General features: G+C 70.4%; 16 protein-coding genes. 10 read left to right on the top strand and 6 right to left on the bottom strand.

All coding sequences use genetic code 11. The features are described 5' to 3' along the window. Window positions 1-9 precede the first annotated feature (9 nt). The 6 genes from OG975_RS15210 to OG975_RS15185 all read right to left on the bottom strand — a co-directional run bounded on the left by OG975_RS15210 (window position 10) and on the right by OG975_RS15185 (window position 9,899). Window positions 10-753: a class I SAM-dependent methyltransferase gene (locus OG975_RS15210; RefSeq protein ID WP_406329681.1), complete on the bottom strand. Its 744-nt coding sequence runs from the start codon at window positions 751-753 to the stop codon at window positions 10-12. Then, window positions 750-2,159, bottom strand: coding sequence for a condensation protein (locus tag OG975_RS15205; RefSeq protein WP_406329680.1), 1,410 nt, complete (start codon window positions 2,157-2,159; stop codon window positions 750-752). Before OG975_RS15205 ends, OG975_RS15210 begins: the two co-directional genes overlap by 4 nt. Continuing rightward, entirely contained in the window at window positions 2,156-6,754 is a 4,599-nt protein-coding gene (locus OG975_RS15200) for an alpha-(1->3)-arabinofuranosyltransferase family protein (RefSeq protein WP_406336277.1), read from the bottom strand. Before OG975_RS15200 ends, OG975_RS15205 begins: the two co-directional genes overlap by 4 nt. Beyond that, window positions 6,751-7,473 (bottom strand): class I SAM-dependent methyltransferase, encoded by a 723-nt coding sequence (locus OG975_RS15195; protein ID WP_406329679.1) that lies wholly within the window; start codon window positions 7,471-7,473, stop codon window positions 6,751-6,753. The genes OG975_RS15200 and OG975_RS15195 overlap by 4 nt, the downstream gene beginning before the upstream one ends. Beyond that, window positions 7,470-8,621 (bottom strand): glycosyltransferase family 4 protein, encoded by a 1,152-nt coding sequence (locus OG975_RS15190; protein ID WP_406329678.1) that lies wholly within the window; start codon window positions 8,619-8,621, stop codon window positions 7,470-7,472. The genes OG975_RS15195 and OG975_RS15190 overlap by 4 nt, the downstream gene beginning before the upstream one ends. A gap of 300 nt (window positions 8,622-8,921) precedes the next feature. Then, window positions 8,922-9,899, bottom strand: coding sequence for a DUF3068 domain-containing protein (locus tag OG975_RS15185; RefSeq protein ID WP_406329677.1), 978 nt, complete (start codon window positions 9,897-9,899; stop codon window positions 8,922-8,924). 328 nt (window positions 9,900-10,227) lie between these two features. Between OG975_RS15185 and OG975_RS15180 the strand changes: the two genes are divergently transcribed. The 10 genes from OG975_RS15180 to OG975_RS15135 all read left to right on the top strand — a co-directional run bounded on the left by OG975_RS15180 (window position 10,228) and on the right by OG975_RS15135 (window position 21,838). Beyond that, window positions 10,228-10,380: a hypothetical protein gene (locus OG975_RS15180; protein WP_327428456.1), complete on the top strand. Its 153-nt coding sequence runs from the start codon at window positions 10,228-10,230 to the stop codon at window positions 10,378-10,380. A gap of 2 nt (window positions 10,381-10,382) precedes the next feature. Beyond that, window positions 10,383-11,624 (top strand): helix-turn-helix domain-containing protein, encoded by a 1,242-nt coding sequence (locus tag OG975_RS15175; RefSeq protein ID WP_406329675.1) that lies wholly within the window; start codon window positions 10,383-10,385, stop codon window positions 11,622-11,624. Between the two features lie 197 nt (window positions 11,625-11,821). Then, window positions 11,822-12,595 carry an IclR family transcriptional regulator gene (locus OG975_RS15170; protein ID WP_406329674.1) on the top strand — a complete coding sequence of 258 codons (774 nt, stop codon included), beginning with the start codon at window positions 11,822-11,824 and terminating at the stop codon, window positions 12,593-12,595. Further along, complete coding sequence (locus tag OG975_RS15165; protein ID WP_406329673.1) at window positions 12,592-13,449, top strand: SMP-30/gluconolactonase/LRE family protein; 858 nt, start codon at window positions 12,592-12,594, stop codon at window positions 13,447-13,449. Before OG975_RS15170 ends, OG975_RS15165 begins: the two co-directional genes overlap by 4 nt. A 1,620-nt stretch (window positions 13,450-15,069) precedes the next feature. After that, window positions 15,070-15,912 carry a hypothetical protein gene (locus OG975_RS15160; protein WP_406329672.1) on the top strand — a complete coding sequence of 281 codons (843 nt, stop codon included), beginning with the start codon at window positions 15,070-15,072 and terminating at the stop codon, window positions 15,910-15,912. Window positions 15,913-16,108: 196 nt separating this feature from the next. Beyond that, window positions 16,109-17,458, top strand: coding sequence for an extracellular solute-binding protein (locus OG975_RS15155; protein WP_406329670.1), 1,350 nt, complete (start codon window positions 16,109-16,111; stop codon window positions 17,456-17,458). Further along, window positions 17,455-18,393, top strand: a complete 939-nt coding sequence (locus OG975_RS15150; RefSeq protein WP_406329668.1) for a carbohydrate ABC transporter permease — start codon at window positions 17,455-17,457, stop codon at window positions 18,391-18,393. Before OG975_RS15155 ends, OG975_RS15150 begins: the two co-directional genes overlap by 4 nt. Beyond that, window positions 18,390-19,247: a carbohydrate ABC transporter permease gene (locus OG975_RS15145; protein ID WP_406329667.1), complete on the top strand. Its 858-nt coding sequence runs from the start codon at window positions 18,390-18,392 to the stop codon at window positions 19,245-19,247. Before OG975_RS15150 ends, OG975_RS15145 begins: the two co-directional genes overlap by 4 nt. Then, the gene (locus tag OG975_RS15140; RefSeq protein WP_406329666.1) at window positions 19,244-20,215 is read left to right on the top strand and encodes an arabinan endo-1,5-alpha-L-arabinosidase; all 972 of its coding nucleotides are present in this window, start codon (window positions 19,244-19,246) and stop codon (window positions 20,213-20,215) included. Before OG975_RS15145 ends, OG975_RS15140 begins: the two co-directional genes overlap by 4 nt. A 105-nt stretch (window positions 20,216-20,320) precedes the next feature. Then, window positions 20,321-21,838, top strand: coding sequence for an alpha-N-arabinofuranosidase (locus tag OG975_RS15135; RefSeq protein ID WP_406329665.1), 1,518 nt, complete (start codon window positions 20,321-20,323; stop codon window positions 21,836-21,838). Window positions 21,839-21,875 lie beyond the last annotated feature (37 nt).

Raw genomic sequence — 21,875 nt, 5'->3', positions numbered from 1 at the left:
CCACATGGGCTACGTCCTTCGCGCGTGCAGGAGCAGGATGGAGGCGGCCGATGGAACCGCGCAGGCCAGCCGGTCCAGGGGGCGCAGTGGACGCGGTACGCCGTGGAAGGGCGCGCCCGCCAGACGTACGACCTCGAAGCCGGACGCGGTGACGAACTCCCGTAGCGCACGGGCGGTGTAGAGCCGCAGATGACCCACGACCTCCTTGCCCGGCCGGCCGTGGATCGCGCGCAGGCTCACCTCCGAGAAGACGGGCTGGACGCCGGCGAGCAGCAGGGCGCGGTTGTACCAGGCGGCGAGGTTCGGGGTGGAGAGCATCAAGTGGCCGCCGGGGCGCAGGATTCGGCGGATCTCGTCCAGTGCGTCGTCCGGGTCGACCAGGTGTTCCACGACCTCGCTGAAGAGCACCGCGTCGGCCGACGAGGTCGCGAACGGCAGCCCGCCGTCCGTGAGTTCACCGCGGATGGCGTACGGCATGTGGGCGTGGGCGCGTCTGAGGGCGTCCTGCGACCAGTCGACGCCGACCAGACGGTGTCCGGCGAGAAGGGGCGCGGCGGTCGCGGCCGCGGTGCCGTCGCCGCAGCCGATGTCCAGCACGGTCTTCGCGCCCGCCGTGGCCGGTCCGAGCGCGGCGGCCAGCATGCGGGCCTGGCGCAGACTGCGCGGGGTGCCGGAGGCGACGGGGACGGTGGGGTCCTCGTAGAAGTCGCGAAGCCCTCTGCGGACAGGGGATGTTGTGGTCGTGGGAGTCATACGTCGTCCACCTCCGTCGCGTGCAGATAGTGCTCGAAGAGGTCGCGGAGGTGGGCGCCGTCGCCATGGCTGAGCAGGGTGCGCGACCAGCGCAGAGCGAGGTGCAGGCGGCCCGCGCTGGACGCGGTGGTGACGGTCAGGCCGCGGGGCATGCGGGCGGGGGCGGAGAACCACACCGCGTGCGCGCGGCCGGCTGTTTGGCCGAAGTCCAGGGCGTACGGGATGCGGCCGATGTTGCTGAGCAGTGTGGTCGACGTCCAGGGGCCGGCCGCTCTGCGCAGGCCCCGGGTGACTGCGGCACGCCAGGCGACCGGGACGACGGGGGCCGTCAACAGGGCGGCTCCATGGCCGAGTTGGGGGCGGTCCACAGACTTCAGCGCGCGGGTGCGGTTCGCCGTACGGCGCAGCAGCTCGCCCATCCGGTCCGCGTCCAACTCCTGGGGCGCGAAGGTGACTTCGACGAGCCGTGTCCCGTTGCCGATCGGCATGTCCGCACCCCGGGGACGGTCGTCGACCGGCATCGTGATGCGCAGGGGGCGGGGGCGCGCGCCGTGTTCCCTGTTCCAGTGGGCGATCATCAGGGCCGTGGCGGCCATGAGCTGGTCGTTCACGGTGTAGGGGGAGCCCTTGGGGCGGCGCGGGACGCTGAGCTCGGTGACGAGGAGGCCGTTGCCGGGGGAGGGTTCGGGGGTGCCGTGGGCGACTCTGGCGGGTGGGGTCCAGGTGGAGGGGGTGTCCACGTCGGCCGGTCCCGTCGCGTCCGGGGGGCGTACGGGGGGTGCGGCCGGGGTGTCGTCCTTGCCTCCGTACAGCTCCGCCGCGGTGGCCAGGATGCGGAGGCAGGCCGGTCCGTCCAGGGCGGTGTGGTTGATGGTGAGGAAGAGGACTGTGCCTTTGGGGGCCGGGTGCCCGGACGTGGGGCCGGCGGCACGATGGCCCGTAGTGGGGGCGGGTTCGCCCACCGCGTCCGTCGCCTCGCTGCCCACCGCCGGGCCCGCGCCGGCCACCACCTCCAGGCGTATCGGTGGGGACGCCGACAGCGGTGGGGCTGTCAGGAGTGCCCGTGTCCTCGCGTCCCTGAGGGCGTCACGGCTCGGGGGTGGGAAGGAGACGACCTCCACGTCCGGCCCCGGTGTCAGTTCCCACTCGTAGCGGCGGCGGTACCAGGGCCCCCGCGCCTCGCGCATCAGGATGCGGGGGTGGCGGCGGAGCGCCTCCGTGAACGCCCTCTTCAGCCGGTCCGGGTCGAGGCTGCCTGGCAGATGGACCTCGATGTGGACGGTCTCCGGTTCCTCCTCCTGGAGGCAGTGCCGGGCGACCTCGTCCACCACCGGGAACGGGACGCGTACGGGGGGCCGGACCGGACCGTCGGTGCCGTCCCGTGCCGGGTGCTCCACCGCTGTCATATGGCCTCGCCCCTCCCCGTGTCGTCCTCGGGCGGTGTCGTCCTGAACCTCGGCTTGCGGAACGCGACGCGGGCGGTCGGAGGCTCGGGCTCGGGCTGCGCCGACCCCGGGCCGCGCGCGGAGAGGGTCGGGCCGGAGGCGACCCCGGTCACGGGTTCCGACGCCCCGGTCACGGGTTCCGACGCCACGGCCACGTGTTCCGACGCGCTTGCCCCGGGTTGCGATACGCCGGGCTCGGGAGCCGAAGCCGACACGCCAGCCACCGGTGCCGATGCCCCAGGCTCGGATCCCGACGCGAGTGACTCCGCCCCCGGCTTCTCCCCGGCCGCCGTGCCCCCAGCCCCGGACTTCTCCTCGAACCCCGCGGGCAAGGCCCCCGGCCCCCCGCTCTCGCCCCGCACCCGTTGCGGCAGCGGTGCGGTCGGCGCCTCCGACGTACCCGGTGGCACCTCCCACCGCGAGGCGGCGGTCCCGGCCGGGCCCGGCTCCCGTACGCTCACCAGGGCCGCGAACAGCCCGATCAGCGCCAGCAGTTGGGCTGCGGGACCGAACGCCCCCTCGTCCGCCGACATCGGCGACCCCGCCCCCGTCGCGGCAGCGATCCCCGCCCCCGCGAGCGCGAGGAACGCGATCGGTACGAGCAGTGCGTGCCGCCTCCGGGCGAGCAGGGCCAGCGCCGGGACCAGCAGGGCGAAGAAGCCCGCGATGACGATCCCGACCAGGGTCAGCGCGACCAGGCCCGGCCACAGTCCTGGCAGCGGCGGCACCGGCTGCGGTGCGTCGGGGTTGGGCGAGCGGCGGCGCCACAGGACGAGGCCCGCGAGGCCCGCCACGGCGACTCCGCCGCCGATCAGCCCGGCCTCGTACGTCGTCGAGGGCTCGTACGACAGCTTGACGGTGCCGCCCGCGCCGGACGGGATCTGCCAGCCCTGCTGCCAGCCGTCGAGCCGTACCGGCGTGAGTTCCTTGCCGTTCAGCGTGGCCTTCCAGCCGTCGTTGTAGTTCTCGTACGTCGTCAGGTACGAGGCAGCGCCCGAGCCGACCGTCACCTCGCGGCGGTCGCCCAGCCAGTCACGTATCTTCAGCTCGCGCCCGGCGGTGGCCGCCTCGGCGACCGTGCCGCTCGTCAGTGTCACGTCGGTGAGGGCCAGCGGTCCGGCGTCGCCCGCCTCGACGGTGTGCGAACCGTCGGAGAGCTCCAAGGCGGCGTCTGTACGCCCTTCCTGGCAAGGTGTCACATCGAGGCGGCGGCGCTCGACCAGATCGTCCACCGTCCCCTGCACGCTCGTCTCGTACAGCTTGCCGTCGACCGCGACGACCGGCCCCTTCCCGCAGGCGAGCGAGAACTTCCGGGTGCCGGACGGCTGCGGGGTGCGGTACTGGTCGAGTCCCGGGATGTAGGCCTCCGTGAGTCCGACCGGGAGCTGGAGGTCGGCGTCGGCGACCGGGTTGTGGACGGTCAGCGGTGCGGTCTCGGTGACGGTGATGTCGAGGTGGTCGGTGGTGATGGGGTCGAAGCGGGCCCAGCCGTTCTCGTCGACGCCGACGATCGCCGCGCCGTCCGGGGAGCTGATGTTCACCTTCGTCGGGCGGGTCGACAGGCCGCCCGCGGGTGCGAGCACGATCGACGAGATCGGCTGCTTGTCCGGCCAGCTCAGATGGATCGTCGGGTTGTCGCCCGCGATCCACGCCGTGGTCAGGTCGCCGTCCGTGAGGTTGCGCGCCGACAGCCCGGCGCCGAGCTTCGCCGTCGAGTCAGCCGTCGCCGTGATCTGGCTCTGCTGCTCGGGCGCGACCTCGTACAGCAGCTTCTCCAGCTCCTCGCCCGCGACCGGGACCGCGCTCGCCTTCATCTCGTACGTCCCCGCCGTCGACGTCGAGAAGCTGCGGTGCAGGCCCGCCTCGGTGCCGGTCGGGGAGAGCCCGGTGGGGTCGGTGGTGCGGTGCAGGGAGACGATCTCGGAGGAGGCGTCGGAGCCGGCGGCGTCCGTGGGGAGCTTCAGCAGGCGCGTCACCTGGACGTCCGGCAGGTCGATCTCGGAGAAGCCCGCACCGGTGAGACCGGCGTGCTGCTTCGTGGAGCCGACGATGGTGATCTTCATCCAACTGGTCGAGCCGGGGCGGGCCTTGATCGACTGGGCCATGCCGTTGGGCTGGAGGTAGCTGGTGGCGGAGCCCTTCTCCGTCTCCACCCGGACCTTGGTCGCGGCCGATCGCACCCCGTCCTGCGGCAGCGGAGTCACCTTGAACGACGACGGCACGTCCACGGACCCCTCGAAGCGGATCCGCAGCCACTGCCCGTTCGCGGAGCCCGCCGCGCCCTCGGCCCACGCCGTGTCGGGGTTGCCGTCGAAGGCGTTCACGGGGTCGTACTGCGGCAGATAGAACAGCCAGTTGCCGGTCGACGAGGCCGTCACCGAGCGGGCGCCGCGCAGCTGCGCCACCGTCTGGTGCTGGATGCCCTTCGTCGGCAGGATCTGGTGCGGCTTCTTGCCCGCGTCCTGCACGCTGTCGCTGTCATTGCGCTGGTCGCGGGTGTACGTGTACGAGGTGTTGGCGTCGACCAGGCCGAAGCGGGTGTCGGCGCGCCGCAGCCCGTCGCCCACCACCTGCACGTCCGGGGTGCCGAGGCCGGGATGGTTGTCGCCGGTCAGCACGGTGGCGCGGCCCCGCATCGACGGGTCGGCGGCCAGCGGGAGGAGTGCCTCGGGGCCGCCCGACACGACGGCGGTGTCCGCGATCGCCTTCAGCGCGGCCTGTCCGGGCCTCGGCACGGCCTTGTCGGCAGGCTCGTAGATCTCGACGGCGCGCTGGCGCGGATACAGGCCCTCGACCTGCAACGGGGTGTCGTTCGCGATCCGCCCACCGGTCATGACCGGCCCGAATCCGGTCACGCGCTGGTAGCCGGACTGTTCCAGGGTCCGCTTCACGGTCGTGGTCGGGACATAGCCGATCTGATCGGGGTCCAGGTCATTGCGTACGACGACGTAGTAGAGGCCGGCACGGCTCAAGTAGTCGGCCAGGCCCGGGACTTGGCCGCCCGTCATCAGTGCCTGCTCGACCGCGTCCATGGCGCGCCGGTTGCCCGCGGTGCCGAACGGGACGTAATCACGTTGGGCCCAGCGGGAGTCGGCGAGCACGTCGAGGGGCTGGTCGATGGGGGAGCCCCAGGTGTAGATGCCGTGCGCGGTGGCGGGCACGACGAGGGCGCGGGAGTCGGGCGAGTACGTCTTCAGCCAGTCGGCCGTGGTCTGCCAGTACTTGGGGAGCTGCTGGAACGAACCCGGTTGCAGGATCGACCCGTTGAGATACGGCCAGGCGAGTCCCGGCAGGATCAGCACGGCCGCGACGAGCGGGGCGAAGCGGCGGCCGCGCACGGGGCGGGCGCCACGCGTCTGCGAAGCGACACCGACCAGATGCGCTACGCCGAGGACGAGGGCGAGCGCCAGTCCCGTCTGGAACTTGTAGATGTTGCGGAAGGGGACGAGCCAGCCGTTCAGCCAGTCCTGGACAGTGCCGTGGAAGGGCGCGCCGAACGAACCCCCGTACCCGGCAAGGGTGATGAGCGCGACCGACAGCACGGTCAGCACCAGCCAGCGGCGCTCGGGCAGATCACGTCTCGCGAGCCCGGCCAGGCCCAGTCCCGCCGCGAGCGTCGAGCAGACGATCACGATCACCGAGGACGCGACGGTCCAGCCGGCCGGCAGCCAGGCCTCACCGAAGTGCAGATACCCCACCCAGTTGCCGGCGCCGCGCAGACCCTCCGTGGCCGACATGGTGGCCGTCGTGGTGCCCGAAGTCTCCACGTAGGGAAGGAAGTTCTCGCCGTAGACGCCGAGCAGCAGCAGCGCGATCCACCACCAGGCCGTCGCCAGGATCACGCCCGGCACCCACCAGGCGATCAGCTTGCGCTGCCGGGGCCCGCGCGGGCGGGAGAGCAGATACAGCCCGACCGGGAGCAGCGACGCCAGGGTTGCGGCCGCGTTCACACCGCCCATGAAGGGGACGATCAGCGCCGAGCGCAGGGCCGCGATACGGGCGCTGTAGCGCTCGTTGGTGAGCGGCAGCAGCACCCAGGGCAGGAACGCGCCGGGCAGCGCGGCCGCGGAGGTCGAGCCGACGACGATCGTGAACACCGGCCACAGCGCGTACGCGACGGCGGCGAGCAGCCGGCTCGCTCCGCTCCCGATCCGCAGCCGCTCGGCCAGCCGCAGCGCACCCCAGAAGGCGACGGACACGACAAGCGACAGCCACAGCCGCTCCGCCAGCCACACCGGAAGATGGATCAGCTTGCACAGGCCGTAGAACGGCAGCATCGGCCAGACGTAACCGACGTACTGGTCCTGGATGCCGCCGAAGCCGCCCCGGTCGTGCCACAACTGGCCCAGATCGGAGAGGAACTGCCAGGGGTCGAGCGCGACACCGAGCTTGGTGTCGAAGGTCATCCGCCCGGGGTGCACGGCCAGGAACAGCACGAACACCACGGCCCAGAACCCCAGCAGCCACCGCCGCGAGCGCGGCCCCTCCGGGGGGCCGGAAGCGGTTGCGGTGGGGCGGACGGCTGCTGGGGGAGGAGCCTGGACCGTGCTCGTCATGGTGGACACCGCCGGAGGATGAGGAGGAGGTTCCAAGTGGCGAACTCGCGCAGCCCCGGCGCCTTCGCGACGGCGCCCGCGAGGAACGGCCAGTAGCGGGAGCGCGCCGAGACGACCGTGACGTCGTCACGGGCGCGCACCTGCCGCAGGGTGGTGCCGATGTGCACGGCGAAGAGGTTCTCGCCGAGGGTGTGCTTGGCGGCCTTGCCGGTACGGCGGCGGTAGCGGGCCCGCGCCCGCTCGGCGCCGAAGTAGTGCCAGGGCGCCCACTCGTGACCGCCCCACGGGGACAGCCAGTTGGTGAACGACACGTAGATCAGCCCGTCCGGGCGGGTCACGCGCACCATTTCACTCAGGAACGTCTGCGGATCGGCCACGTGCTCCAGGACGTTGGAGGAGAAGCAGACGTCGGCGACGCCGTCCGCGAGCGGCAGCAGATATCCGTCCGCGACGACCGCCGAGTCGGGCGGCTTCGGCCCCAACTCCCTGACGTCCGGCTCGAAGAGATAGGCATTCGCCCCGCGCCGCCGGAACTCCTCGGTGAAGTAGCCGCTGCCGCCGCCGACGTCCACGACGGTACGGCCCTCGACGGCGCCGTACGCCTCGACCTGGTCGGCGGCGTCCCGGGCGAGCAGCGCGTAGCAGGACCCGGGGTCGTCCTGCTCGTGCAGGAAGGCACGGAAGAGGGCGAGGGATCTGCGTATCGAGGGGTCCTTCATGGGGCCCAGCCCCTCACCGCCTCCGCGGCCACCGCTCCGAACTGGCGGACCGTGTGGTTCCAGCGGTACCGGGCCGCGCGGTCGCGGGCGGCCTTGCCCATGTGGGTGCGGCGGTGGGTGGACAGGGCGAGGGTGCACCAGGCCGCCGCGAACGAGGACTCGCCGCGGGCCAGCAGACCCGTCTCGCCGTCCACCACGGAATCACGCAGCCCGGGCACGTCGAAGGCGATGGCCGGGGTCTCGCGTGCGGCCGCCTCGGTGACGACCAGGCCCCAGCCCTCGACGGCGGAGGGGTGCAGCAGCAGCCAGGCGGCACAGAGCAGCCGGTGCTTCTCGGCTTCGGAGACATGGCCGGTGAACTCCACTCCGGGGCCCGCGAGTTGCTCCAGACGGCTCCGCTCGGGGCCGTCGCCCACGATCACGAGCCGGCCGCCGGTGACCGGGCGGACCCGTTCCCACAGCCGCAGCAGCAGATCGATCCGCTTGTACTCGACGAGCCGTCCCATCGCCACGAACAACGGCTCCGGCGAGCGCTCGGCCCGCGGCCCCGGCTCCTCCACCCCGTTGTGCACGACCCGGATGCGGTCCCGCTCGACCCCGATCGCGCGCAGGGCGTGTGCCGTCGACGGAGAGACGGCGACCAGCAGATTGTGGCGCTGCGCGCCGGCCAGCGCCCAGTGTTCGAGTCTTCGGCCGAGCCGGGCGGCGGGCGCCAGCGGTCCGCCGAACCGCATCTTCCACAGGTCCGTATGGACATGGTTGACGAGGCAGAGGGTGGGGCCGTGGTGCCACAGGGGTGCCAGATACGGCATCCCGTTGCACACCTCGACCAGGAGGTCGCAGTCGCCGACCTGACGGTGGAAGGCGGGGCGGGCGCGCAGATAGTGCCCCAGGTCGCCGCCCGCCGAGACGACCCGGTAGTCGCGGTAGGCCGCGGGGCCGCCGCACAGCAGGGTCACCTGGTGGCCGAGCTCGGTGAGCCCTTCGGCCAGGCGGTCGACCAGGAGTTCGGAGCCGCCCGCCGCGGGATTGCCAAGATCACGGCGAGCGAGAAAAACGATACGGCGCGGCTGTGGGGGAAGCGCCGGGACGTACTGCGCGGGGCGGGGGAACGCGGCGCGCAGCGGGGAAGGCACGTGCTGGGGCATGGGTGCTCCAACTCGTCTCAGGGTGCGGAACTCAGCGTGGGGGGTAGGGCGAGGTGCGGATCTCTGAAACTCTCGGTGTGCGGATCTCTGAAGCTGCCGCCGGGCGGCGATGCTCTGGTCGCTCTGGTCTTTCGTCGGGGTAGGGCCGAGAATCTGCCCACTGTGGGGGATTTGGGCGTTGGCTGTAGCGGGAATGTGGGCGGGCTGTGCTCGGGTGGGGTTGGACAGTTTTCGCCCGGCGGTTCGATGCGGCTACTCACCGAGATGACAATTTCCGGCCTTTGTGGAGCTGACGCCACATCACATCGTGAGCGGAAGCTGGGACGACTCGGACGTATCCGGATCCTGTCGCCCGCGTACCACCAAAACGGCCCCCAGTGCGGCCAGTACGAAACCGAGCACACCGGCATCAATCGGCAACGTCAGCCCCACCATGCGCAGTTGGCCGCTCTCGGTCTTCGCCTGGTCCACCTGGTCCTGCTGGGTCGCGGCGGTGAAGGCCAGCTTCTGGCTGTCCAGGAGCACCGCCGCGTCCGTCTTGCCGCCCGGGGCGCGCAGCGTCTTGCGCGGGCCCACCTGCGCGTAGATCACCCGGCCGGTGCGCTGGTCGACGACGAGCTCGATCAGGTGGTTGGCGTACCACTCCTCGGCGAGCACCTGGCTGCGCTGCGGCTCCCCGACGATCGCGCCCGGCACCAGCCGGGTCCCGGTCCTGGTCGCGGGGACGGTTCCGGTGAACCGGTAACCCTCGTACCCGCGGATCTTCTTGGTGCCCTTGTAGTGCAAAGTGACCGTCGCGCCCAGGGAGTTGTCCCACCAGCGGTACGCGCGTTTCTGCACGTCGAAGGGGAACTTGAGGTAGGCCTCGCCCTGGAAGTAGGGCTTCTCCTGGCAGCAGTGCACCGGTGTGTTGGTCTTCCGGTCGGTCACCCAGCGGCCCGGCATGAACTCCAGGGCGTCGTGCGGGTCGGCGGCCGGCAGCGACTGGTCCGTGTCGACCGTGGTCGTCACGTCCCAGACGGCGTTTCCACTGCGCTCGCTGTCGGCGACATCGCCGCGCACCTGCTGGGTGACGGTGATCTTCTGACCGGGCACGGTCTCGACCTGGCTGACGTCGAAGACGCTGCCCGTGCCGGTGTAGACGGCGGTCGTGTCGATGTCGATCGGGTTCACGGCGGCACGTGGTTCCACGTACCAGGCGAGCATCGGGGCCAGCACGAGCAGGAAGGTGCCGAGGCCTAGAAGGATCAGTGAGAGGGGTGTGGCTTTCCGGCGCATCCGGGCACTCCAGGGGCGTGAGGAGGCTCGACGCACGGGTGTTATCCAGCGATACGAGGTGATACGGGTGCGTCGACACCAGGAGGGAAAGTGCACGTGCGGTATGGGCGGGGAACCGTAGGCGCACCCTTGACGGGGTGTCAATGCATTGTCGAGACTGTGGACTTGCCGGACGGGACCGGTGGACGCCACCGGGCGGGACCGGTGACGGGGTAAGGGCAGGGGCCGCACACCGCACGACCACGAGTGACCCACGACCATGGGTGACCGGAGGCGGGCGGAGTGGCCCGGGGTGGGGACGACCTCCGACAGAGAGGCTGACCCTGCGATGTCCAGACTGCTCGCCGCCGCAGTGACCGTCGCGGCCGCCACCGTGCTTGCCGTGGGTGCCGCGCTCGGCATCGTCGCGCTGCTCGACGCGACCCCCGACCAGCCGAACACACCACTGATCACCTACGAGAATGCCGACCAGGAGCGCTGACCGTGAGCGCCCGACCGGGAACCGTCACCGTGCGCTCGGCCTGGCATGACGTTCCCCGTCTCCAGGTGCGGCAGTTCGCGGCGATCGCCATGGCCGAGGCGCCCGCCCTCGCCGAGGAGATCCTGCGCGAGATCCGCCGCGAGTACCCGCATCTGCCCCTCGTCCTCGACGACTCCGGCGAGCCGATGGCCCTGGTCGGCATCCGCCGCGCCATCGAGGTCTTCGTGCAGCACCTGGAGACGGCGGAGGGGCGCCCGCGAGTCCACCCCGAGGTCTTTCAGGAGTTCGGCCGGGGCGAGGGGCTGCACGGCCGCAGCCTCGACTCGCTCCAGGCGATCTACCGGCTGGGGGTCAGACTCGCCTGGCGCCGGTTCGCCGAGATCGGGCAGCGCGTCGATATCCCGCCACCGGCGATGTACGAGCTTGTCGACGCCGGATACGAGTATCTGGACGGTCTGGTGGATCAGTCCGTACGGGGTTACGCGGAAGCCGCGGCCCGGCAGGCGGGGGAGCGGCTGCGCCTCCAGCGACGCCTGATGGAGTTACTGCTCTCCGAGCACCAGCACCGGGGCGACACCGCCGAGGCGCTCGTCGAACGCGCCGCCCGGATCGGCTGGCCGCTGCCCGACAGGATCGCCGTCGGAGTGCTGCTGCGCCCGGCCCGGGAGGCCGTCGCGCCCGCCGTCGGGCAGAGCGTGCTGCTCGACATGGAGTACGAGCAGCCCCGCATGGTCGTGCCCGAGCCGGACGCCGCGGGCCGCCCCGAGCTGCTGTACCGGGCGCTGACCGGGTGGTCCGGTGCGATCGGGCCGCCGGTGGCGCTGGCCGACGCGGCGAAGTCGCTGCGCTGGGCCGAGGCGGCGGTGCGGCTCATGGAGCGGGGGCTGCTGCCGGGCGGGGAGGTGCTGCACTGCACGGAGCACACCGAGGCCCTGGTGCTGCTCCAGCCCGAGGAGCTCATAGACGACCTGGCACTCCGCTGTCTGGCGCCGTTGGCGCACTGCGGGCCCACGCATGGGCGGCGCCTTGCCGAGACGCTGCTGGCCTGGCTGGAAACACGCGGTGGCGCCCCCGAGGTAGCGGCACGGCTCGGTGTCCACCCCCAGACGGTCCGTTACCGCCTCCGCCAGATCCGCGAACTGTGGGGCGACGAGATAGACGACCCCGACCGCCGCTTCGAACTGGAACTGGTGCTACGGGCACAACGCCTCCGGGGGCAACTGGGAGCCCCCCGCCCCCGCTGACCCCCTTTTTCCCACCTACCCACCCGACTCGGTCGGCTCGGTCGGCCAGCCGGATTCCCTCGAAAGGCGGGCTCCGTCCAAAGCCCCCCACCCAGCCACCCCCGCCTCACCCATTGCCCGCCCAAGCCCATATGACTAGCCTGTGTTCGTCATGCCGATCGGCTGTTGAAATTTCGAACATAGGGAGGGGGCCGGTTGTGGGACGCCTCGTACCTGCCGTGACCCGAGCTCTGGACATACTGGAGCTCTTCCTCGACGGGGACGGGACTCTCTCCGCCCCCGACATCGTGCGCAAGCTACAGCTGCCCCGCACCACGGTGCACGAGCTGGTCACCACGCTCGCCGCCCGGTCGTACATCGTCCAGGTGCCCGGTCAGCCGGGACGCTACCGGCTCGGCGTACGCCCGTACCAGCTCGGCAGCCGGTACGCCGAGCAGCTGGACCTCGCCGCCGAGGGCCAGCAGGTCGCCCGCTCCGTCGCCGAGACCTGCGACGAGACAGTGCACGTGGCCATCCTCGAAGGCACCGACGTCATCTACATCGCGAAGGTCGACTCCACGCACGCCGTGCGCATGGTGTCGGCGGCGGGCCGCAGGCTCCCCGCCCACTGCACCTCCGTCGGCAAGATGCTGCTCGCCTCGCTCCCCGACGTCGAGCTGACCTCCCGCATCCCCGAAGACGCGGACCTGGTCGCGATGACCCCGAACAGCATCACCGAACCGGCCGCCCTGCGCGAGGCCCTCGCCGAGATCCGCCGCCGCGGCATCGCTGTGGAGAGCCGCGAGTCCAACCCGGACGTCAGCTGTGTCGCCGCCCCGGTGCGCGACCGTACGGGACAGGTCGTCGCCGCGCTCTCCATCTCCGTACCGATGATCCGCTGGAGCGACGAGCGCCGCGCCGAACTGGAGCAGCTCGCCGCGAAGGGCGCCGCCGAGCTGTCCGAGCGGCTCGGTCACCGGAGCGTCGGATGACGGCCGTCGAGGTCGCGGTACGGGAGTACGCCGCCCTGGGCGAGGGCCCCACCTGGGACCCGCGCGAACAGCGGCTCATCTGGGTCGACATCCTCGGCTCCCGGGTCCATACGTACGACCCCGGCACCGGGCACCGCACGGTCATGGTCACCGAACAGCACGTCGGCGCCGCCAAGCCCCGCGCGGGCGGCGGCCTGGTCGTCAACCTCCGTGACGGCGTCGGGCTCTACGGGCCGCCGGGATCGGGCGAGGCCTTCCGCTGGCTGCACCGGGAGCCCGTCCCGGGCCGCCGGGCGAACGATGCGGCGGTCGCCCCCGACGGCTCGCTGTGGTGCGGCACCATGCGCTACGACGAGGCGCCGCGCGGCGGCACACTGTCCCGGATCACCCCCGACGGCACGGTCCGCACGATCCTCGACGACGTGGCCGTCAGCAACGGCACGGGCTGGAGCCCCGACGGCCGGCTGATGTACTACATCGACTCGCCCACCCGCCGGATCGACGTATTCGACGTCGGCGAGGACCAACTTCCGCTCAATCGGCGGCAGTTGGCGGTCATCCCGGACGGTGAAGGCTTCCCCGACGGCCTCACCGTCGACGCCGACGGCTGCGTGTGGGTGGCCCTCTGGGACGGCGGAGCGGTCCGCCGCTACACCCCGGACGGCGACCTCGACCGCGTCATCGAACTCCCCGTACGCCGCCCCACCGCATGCGCGTTCGGCGGCGCCGACCTGACCGACCTGTACATCACCACGGCCCGTACGGGCCTTGCCGCACCGCACCCGATGTCCGGCTCGGTGCTCGTCGTGCCCGGCGCGGGGAAAGGGGTGCCGCAGGCGGCCTTCGCGATCTGATGATCCTTCGGTGACAGGCTGTGAAATCTGCACTTTCGCGGTCTGTTGAGTGGTGGAGGAACTCGGTGGCGGTGGACCAGGGGGTGGCCGGTCCCCCGAACCAGGGGGCGGCCGGGGATTCGGCACAGGAAGCAGCCGGTGGTCCGGACGCGGCACAGGACCGCAAGGAGTACGAACAGGTACTGGACTCCGTGGTCACCTCGGTGTCGGACCTACTACTCCCAGCTCGTCCAGGCCGTCAGCGTCGCCCGGGGCCGTGCGCAGGCCGCCCAGTCCACGGTCACCCTGTTCGCCGGCGGACTGATGGCGGCCCTGAGCGTCACGGCCCTCGCCGACCGCCCCGCCGCCACCCGGTGGATGGGCATCGCGTCCGTCGCGCTCTGGCCAGCACATGTCGACCGGCCAGATGGTGCTGGCCCTCGTCTCGGGACCGGACGGGGGTGGCGCCATCGACACCGACGAGCTGGGCCACCGGCTCGCCGAGGCCGTGTTCGGCGCCGTGCCGCAGCCCGTGCCCGCCCTGCACGAGACCTGGGCCGCCGCCCGCCGGCAGCTCTCGCCGCAGCAGATGGACCAGCACCTCAAAGCCCTGTCCGTCCCGGAGGGACACGACGGGCACACGGCGTACGCACTGCTGCGTGCCCCGTGGTCGCGCGTCTACGACTTCACCGGCAGCGACGTGCTGCCCCTCATCCGCAACGCGCGGGCGGCGGACACCGTTTCCCTCGTCGACGCGTGCGAGGACTTCCCGACCGGCAAGCGCGGCGCTCTCGAGGTCGTCACCATGCACGGCTGGCCGCACGACGGCGGGGTCCCGCAGAACTTCGGCGACGCGTGGTCGGTGCCCGGGAACGACGCGCGCAGCCTGTGGTTCCGGCGGTTCCGGGCGGAGCTGCTGACCCGGCCCGTGGTCTTCCTGTCCCTGTCCCCTAGCAGCTCCGCCCTGTGGGAGACCCTGCGGATCGCCGGCCGGGCCTCCGGCGAGCACGAGTTCCCCGGTTTCCTCATCACCCCCGAAGGCACGGCCGCCGACCGGGCCCGGCTGCACGAGGCGGGCCTGCGGCACCATCCGCGCGACGCCCGCCGACTTCGTACGAAGCCGCCTCGGCGCCGGAATCCAGGCGCTCGTAGACGGGCGGCGGGTGCTCACCGAGGAGTACGAGGGAACCCGGGACGGCGTGGGGACCGTCCGGGTGGCCGGACTGGTGGAGGACACCCCCACCGGCACCCGCGAGTTCCTCATCGGGCGGGACCCGACCTGGGGCGACATCAAGGACAGGAAGATCGCGCCGCAGCTCTCCCTGGTCGACGCCATCGAGGAACGGGCCCGGCCCGCCGAAGGGGAACGGCAGCCGATCGTCCTGGTGAAGGGCACCGCCGGTTCCGGCAAGACGACCGCTCTGATGCAGGTCGCCTACCGGCTCCACAAGAAGGGCATGAACGCCGGCTGGGTGGACCGCGGGGCGTCCCGGCCGCCCCGGGACATCGAGGGGCAGTCGCGCCAGCAGCATTTCGACGCGATCTTCGTGGACGACGTCGACATGTTCACGCGGCGCGCGGCCCCGCTCCTGAACGCGCTCATCGGCAAGCTCGCTGGTCTTCCAGCAGCGTGGTATCGACGTGGCCGACCTGCTGGAGATCGTGTCCCACCCGAGCGCCCCGGACCACAGCCATCGGATCGCGGTGAACGCGCTCGTGGGGATGAACCTGCTGGTCCGCACCGGCGACGGCCGGCTGCGCTGCCGGCAGCGGACCATCGCCGACACCGTTGTCCGGAACGTGCTGCGACACCGCAAGGAAGACCTTGAGTGGGTCATCGCCAAACTGCTGCTGTTCTACGCGGGACAGGCCTGGCACATCACGGACAACCAGCACCGTGACCGCAGCGCCATGATCAAACTCCTCAACCACGAGACCATGCGCTCCCTGAACCTGGACGCCGACGCGGTACGGCGGATCTACGACGCCGCGCACCAGTTCCTCCAGGACGACCACCACTACTGGCTCCAGCGTGCCGAGTACGAGGCCGAGCAGGGCAGGCTCGATCTCGCCACCAATCACCTTGCTGCCGCGAAGGGCTGCCCCGACGGCTCCGAGGACCGGCTCGTCGTGACGGCCGAGGCCAAGGTCCGGCTCGGCTATTCGATGCAGGACCCGGCCAACCCGCAACTGGTCCGGGCCGCGGTCCCCGCCGTGCATGATCTGTTCAAAGTCGCCACCAAGTACCGGGGCAAGGCCCCGCACGCCTTCGTGGTGCTCGCCCGCGAGGGCAGCCGGTGGCTGGAGAAGTGCGGCGGGACGCTGACACCGCAGGAGTACGTGGAGGTGCTGGACCGGATCGCGGAGGGCATCGCACTCGGGAAGAAGTGCTGCCCGGAGAACCACCAGGTGGGCTACGCGGTGGACGAGTACGGCCCGAAGATCGAGGAGTTGCGCGGGCGAGGGCCGGGCATCCCGGTCTGACCCCACAGCCTGTGAGTCCGGAACGGAGGCTCCATCGACGGGAGCCTCCGGTCTGTATATCTCGCCCACCAATGTTCGGTATCCCGTAAGCCGTTCGAAAGTTTTGCGCAAACCATTGACGAGTAAGCGCTTCCTATCTACGGTCCCGTTCGAAGTTGCGATCATCTATCGAAATCTCGAACAGTAGGGGGCGGGCGTGGGACAACCTGGCCTGAACCGAAGGCAAATCCTGGCCGGACTGGGTGGGTTGACAGTCGCAGGAAGCCTGGGCTTCGCAACCCTGGGGACGGGCGCCGACGCGCTCGCCTCCGGCGCGGACACCCGGGTGCGCTACTGGAACCTCTTCAGCGGCGGCGACGGCGCCAACATGATCGCGATGCTGGACGCCTTCCGCAAGGAACACCCCGGCATCGACGTGAAGGACTCCACCCTCCAGTGGGGCAACCCCTTCTACACCAAGCTCGCGATGGCCGCCGCGGGCAACCGCGCACCCGAGCTCGGCGTCATGCACATGGGCCGGGTCGCGGGCTTCTCGCCGGGGCGGCTCCTGGATCCGTGGGACGAGAGCCTCCTCGCCAAGTACGGGGTGCGCAAGGCGGATTACAACCCGGCGCTGTGGAACCGCGGTGTCATCGACGGCAAGCTCTACGCCCTGCCGCTCGACATCCACGTACAGCTCTGCTTCTACCGCAAGGACGTGCTGAAGAAGGCGGACCTGCTCGGCGACGACGGCCGGATGATCCCGGTCACCTCCACCGACGAGTGGTTCGACGTCCTGAAGAAGGCCAAGCAGGTCCAGAAGAAGGGCCTGCAGACCATCGGCCTGTGGACCAACGACCAGAACTTCCAGTGGTGGTTCTTCGTCGCCTTCTACACCCAGCTCGGCGGCCAGTGGTTCAACGACGACAACACCGAGGTCCTCTTCGACGTCGACAAGGCCACGCAGGTCCTGGAGTTCTTCCGCAAGCACGTCACCGACGGGTACGTCATCCCGGGCGCGCCGACCGGCGAACAGTTCATCAACGGCGCCCCCTTCACCTGGGAGGGCAACTGGTCGGTGCCGGTCTTCTCCGGCGCGAAGCTGGACTACGGCGCCACCCCGCTGCCGCCCGTCTTCGGCAAGCAGGCAACCCACGCCGAATCGCACGCGTTCGTCCTGCCGCACCAGTCCGGCCGCGGCGGCGCCACCAACGAGGCCGCGCACGAGCTGGCCGCGTACGTCGCCACGCACGCCCAGCAGTGGGCGGCCGGCGGCCACATCCCCGCGTACACGCCGACGCTGTCCACGGCCGCGTACAAGAAGCTCACGCCGCAGAACGAGTACGTCAGCGCCATGGACCACCAGGCCACCGAGCCGAAGGTGTGGTTCGCGGGCTCCACCGGCGTCCTCGCCCAGGATCTCGGCCCCGTGGTCGTCTCCTCGACCATGGGCTCGGCCAAGCCGGCCGCGGTCGCGCAGACGATGAAGTCCCATCTCACCAAGCTTCTCGCCTCGAAGAACCCGATGGACGGCAAAACCGCCGCGCAGGGAGGTGCGGTCGCATGACGACCAGTGCTGAGACAGTCATCGCACCGGCGCGGGCGAGCACCGCCGCCGCCACCGCGACCGTCCGCCGCAAGCAGGGCTTCCAGCACGGGGGTTGGTTCGTCGCCCCGTTCCTGGCGCTCTTCGCGCTCTTCGTGATCTGGCCGCTGCTGCGCGGCGTGTACCTCAGCTTCACGGACGCCAACATCTCCGGCGACAGCGCGAGCTTCGTCGGCCTCGACAACTACCGCGAGGCCCTGAACGACCAGGCGATGTGGGACGCGCTCGGCCACAGCGCGTACTTCACCCTGCTCGTCGTACCGTGCATCACACTCCTCGCCTTCCTGCTCGCGATGCTCGCGCACCACATCGAGCGCGGCAAGTGGCTGTGGCGGCTGTGCTTCTTCGCGCCGTTCCTGCTGCCGTCGACGGTCGCCGCCAACATGTGGCAGTGGCTGTTCACCCAGGGCATCGGCCTGTTCAACGAGACCTTCGGGCTCACCACACCCTGGCTGACCGACAAGTCGTACGCGATGCTCGCCATCGTCATCACCACCCTGTGGTGGACGGTCGGCTTCAGCTTCCTGCTCTACCTCGCCGCGCTCCAGGGCATCCCCGACCACCTCTACGAGGCCGCCAAACTGGACGGCGCGAACGCCTGGCACCGGATGGTCCACATCACCCTGCCGATGCTGCGCCACATCACCGGCCTGGTGATCGCGCTCCAGGTCCTCGCCTCGCTCCAGCTCTTCGACCAGGCCGTGGTGATGATGGACTTCGGGCCGGGCCCCGAGCTCAGCACCCGCTCCTTCGTCCAGTACACCCTCGAACAGGGCTTCACCAGCTACCGCGTGGGCTACGCCTCCGCGATGTCCATCATCTTCTTCGTGATCATCGCGGCCGTCGCCCTCGCGCGGATGGCGCTGCTGCGCAACCGTGAGGAGGGCGGCCGATGAGCGCCACCCAGATACGGGCCAAGTCCCGCAAGCCCTGGACACCCAGCCAGATCGTCCTCACGCTGATCGGCGTCGGCGTCTCCGCCGTCTTCATGGCGCCGATCGCCGCCGCCCTGTTCACCTCGCTCAAGTCCGAGGCCGAGGCGGCCGAGATCCCGCCGCACTGGCTGCCGAAGGTCTGGACGCTCCAGGCCTGGAAGTCCCTCTGGGAGACCGGCAACATCTCGAACTGGTTCGTCAACTCCCTCGTGGTGTCGGTCCTGGTGACGGCCATCGTGGTCACCGTCGCCGCACTCGCCGGATACGGCTTCGCCCGAACCGAGTTCAAGGGCAAGACCGTCCTGATGGGCGTGGTGATGGCGGGCCTGATGATCTCCCCGGCGGTCCTCGGCGTCCCCCTCTTCACCACCGTCCAGCAGATGGGGATGGTCGACACCTACTGGGGCATGATCCTGCCGCAGTGCGCGCCCGCCGCGATGGTCTACATCCTCTACAAGTTCTTCCAGGGCATCCCCCGCGAACTGGAGGAGGCCGCCTTCATCGACGGCGCGGGCCGCTGGCGGATCTTCTTCACCATCGTCGTCCCGCTCTCCCGCCCCTCCCTCGCAGCGGTAGGCATCTTCACCTTCATCGCTTCCTGGAACAACTTCCTGTGGCCGTACATGGTGACCAACAACCCCGACCTGATGACCATGCCGAACGGCATCGCGACCGTCATGAACTCCTACGGCATCCAGTGGGCCCAGCTCATGGCCGGCGGCCTCATGGCGGGCCTGCCGCTGATCATCGTGTTCGTCTTCTTCCAGCGGCAGATCGTGGCGGGCGTCGCCCACACGGGATTGGCGGGACAGTGACCATACGAAGAAGCCTTGCCGCGGCGGCTGTGGCGACCGTTCTGGCCCTGCTGCCCAACACGGCCCAGGCGGCGGAGAGTTACCCCGACCCACAGCCGATCACCGGCCAGCAGATCATCCACGACCCCACGGTCATCCACCTCAAGTCCGGCGGATACGTGGCCTACTCCACCGGCGGCATCATCGGCGCCCGCCTCTCCAAGGACCGCGTCCAGTGGGACGACTCGGGCAACGCCTTCGCCGCGCCCCCGAGTTGGTGGTACGAGTACAACTCCACCGGCGACCCCTGGGCCCCCGACATCTCCTACCGGCACGGCCAGTACTGGCTCTACTACGCCGTCTCCTCCTGGGGCACCAACCACTCCGCGATCGGCGTCGCCACCTCCCCGACCGGCCTCCCCGGCACCTGGACCGACCACGGCAAGGCCTTCACCTCCGAGACGACCGACACCTGGAACGCCATCGACCCGGCCGTGATCAAAGCCGACGGCAAGCTGTGGATGACGTTCGGCTCGTACTGGACCGGCATCCGCATGGTCGAACTCGACCCGAAGACCGGCAAGGCCATCGAGGGCACCACCGTCCACCACCTGGCGACCCGCCCGGACGCCCCGTACGCGGTAGAGGGCCCGTACATCGTCAAACACGGCCACTACTACTACCTCTTCGCCTCCTACGACGCGTGCTGCGCGGGCGTGAACTCCACCTACAAGATCCGGGTCGGCAGGTCGACGAGCGTGACGGGCCCGTACGTCGACAGCACGGGCAAGCCCCTCCTTGAGGGAGGCGGCGACCTGCTGCTGGCGGGCCACGGCCGCTTCATCGGCACAGGAGGCGAGTCCGTCTTCAAGGACAAGGGCCGAGATGTCCTGGCGTACCACTACTACGACGCAGAGGACGCGGGAACGCCCAAGCTGGGGCTCAACCCCCTGAGCTGGAACAGAGACGGCTGGCCCAGCGTGCGTTAGGGGCGCGGGGATGTACCTATTTGCGGCTCCGCCGCGTGGGCGCGACCAGCCACAACGAACCCGCAGCCGCCAACGAAACAACAACCCCCTCCTCGGAAGGCGCACATGCACACCGCCCGCTTCACCCTCGACCCCGCCTTCAAGGTCGGCGAGGTCAACCCCCGTCTCTTCGGCTCCTTCGTAGAACACCTCGGCCGCTGCGTCTACACAGGCATCTTCGAACCCGACCACCCCACAGCCGACGCCGAAGGCCTCCGCACGGACGTCCTGGACCTGGTCCGCGAACTCGGCGTCACCGCCATCCGTTACCCCGGGGGCAATTTCGTCTCCGGCTACAAGTGGGAGGACTCGGTAGGCCCCGCCGAGGACCGCCCCCGCCGCCTCGACCTGGCCTGGCGCTCCACAGAGACCAACCGCTTCGGCCTCTCCGAGTACATCGCCTTCCTCAAGAAGGTCGGCCCCCAGGCGGAGCCCATGATGGCGGTCAACCTCGGCACACGAGGAGTGGCCGAGGCCCTCGAACTCCAGGAATACGCCAACCACCCCTCCGGCACCGCACTCTCCGAGCAGCGCATCGCGCACGGAGACAAGGACCCCTTCGGCATCAACCTCTGGTGCCTCGGCAACGAGATGGACGGCCCCTGGCAGACCGGCCACAAGACCGCCGAGGAGTACGGCAGGATCGCCGCCGAGACGGCCCGCGCCATGCGCCAGATCGACCCCGGCGTCGAACTGGTCGCCTGCGGCTCCTCCGGACAGTCCATGCCGACCTTCGCCGAATGGGAGTCGACGGTCCTCCAGGAGACGTACGACCTGGTCGACTACATCTCCCTTCACGCCTACTACGAGCCCCACGACGGCGACGTCGACTCCTTCCTCGCCTCCGCCGTCGACATGGAGTCCTTCATCGAGAACGTGGTCGCGACCTGCGACCACGTGGGCGCCAGGCTCAAGTCGAAGAAGAAGATCAACCTCTCCTTCGACGAGTGGAACGTCTGGTACCTGTCGAAGTGGGAGGAGCACGCGAGGAACACCGACCCGGCGTCCGACTGGCCGGAGGCCCCGCGCCTGCTGGAGGACAACTACAACGTCACCGACGGGGTGGTCTTCGGCTCGCTCCTGATCGCCCTGCTGCGGCACGCGGACCGGGTCACCGTCGCCTGCCTCGCCCAGCTCGTCAACGTCATCGCGCCGATCATGACGGAGCCGGGCGGCCCGGCCTGGCGGCAGACGACGTTCTTCCCGTTCGCGCAGGCGTCGCGGTACGGGCGCGGGGAGGTCCTCGACGTACGGGTCGACTCGCCGACGTACGAGACGAAGAAGTACGGCGAGGCGGACCTGCTGCACGCCACCGCCGTGCGCGCCGAGGACGGCTCGGTCACCGTCTTCGCCGTCAACCGGAGCCAGACCGAGTCGCTGCCGCTCGAAGTCGGCCTGAACCGGCTGGGGCTGACGGAGGTCGTCGAGCACAGCGCGCTCGCCGACGCCGACCCGGACGCCCGCAACACCCTCGACAACCCGGAGCGGGTCACTCCGCACCCCGTCGAGGGGACCGTCCTCCAGGACGGCACGCTGAACGCCGTCCTGGAGCCGCTGTCGTGGAATGTGATCAGGCTCCGCTGAAGGCAACGACCCATAGGGGCGGCCTGTAGGGGTCGGC

This window comes from Streptomyces sp. NBC_00203 (assembly GCF_045206325.1).
In the GTDB taxonomy this organism is placed as follows: domain Bacteria; phylum Actinomycetota; class Actinomycetes; order Streptomycetales; family Streptomycetaceae; genus Streptomyces; species Streptomyces lutosisoli.
The sequence above is the reverse complement of the archived record's forward strand: the minus strand, read 5'-3'. Positions and strand labels throughout refer to the sequence as shown.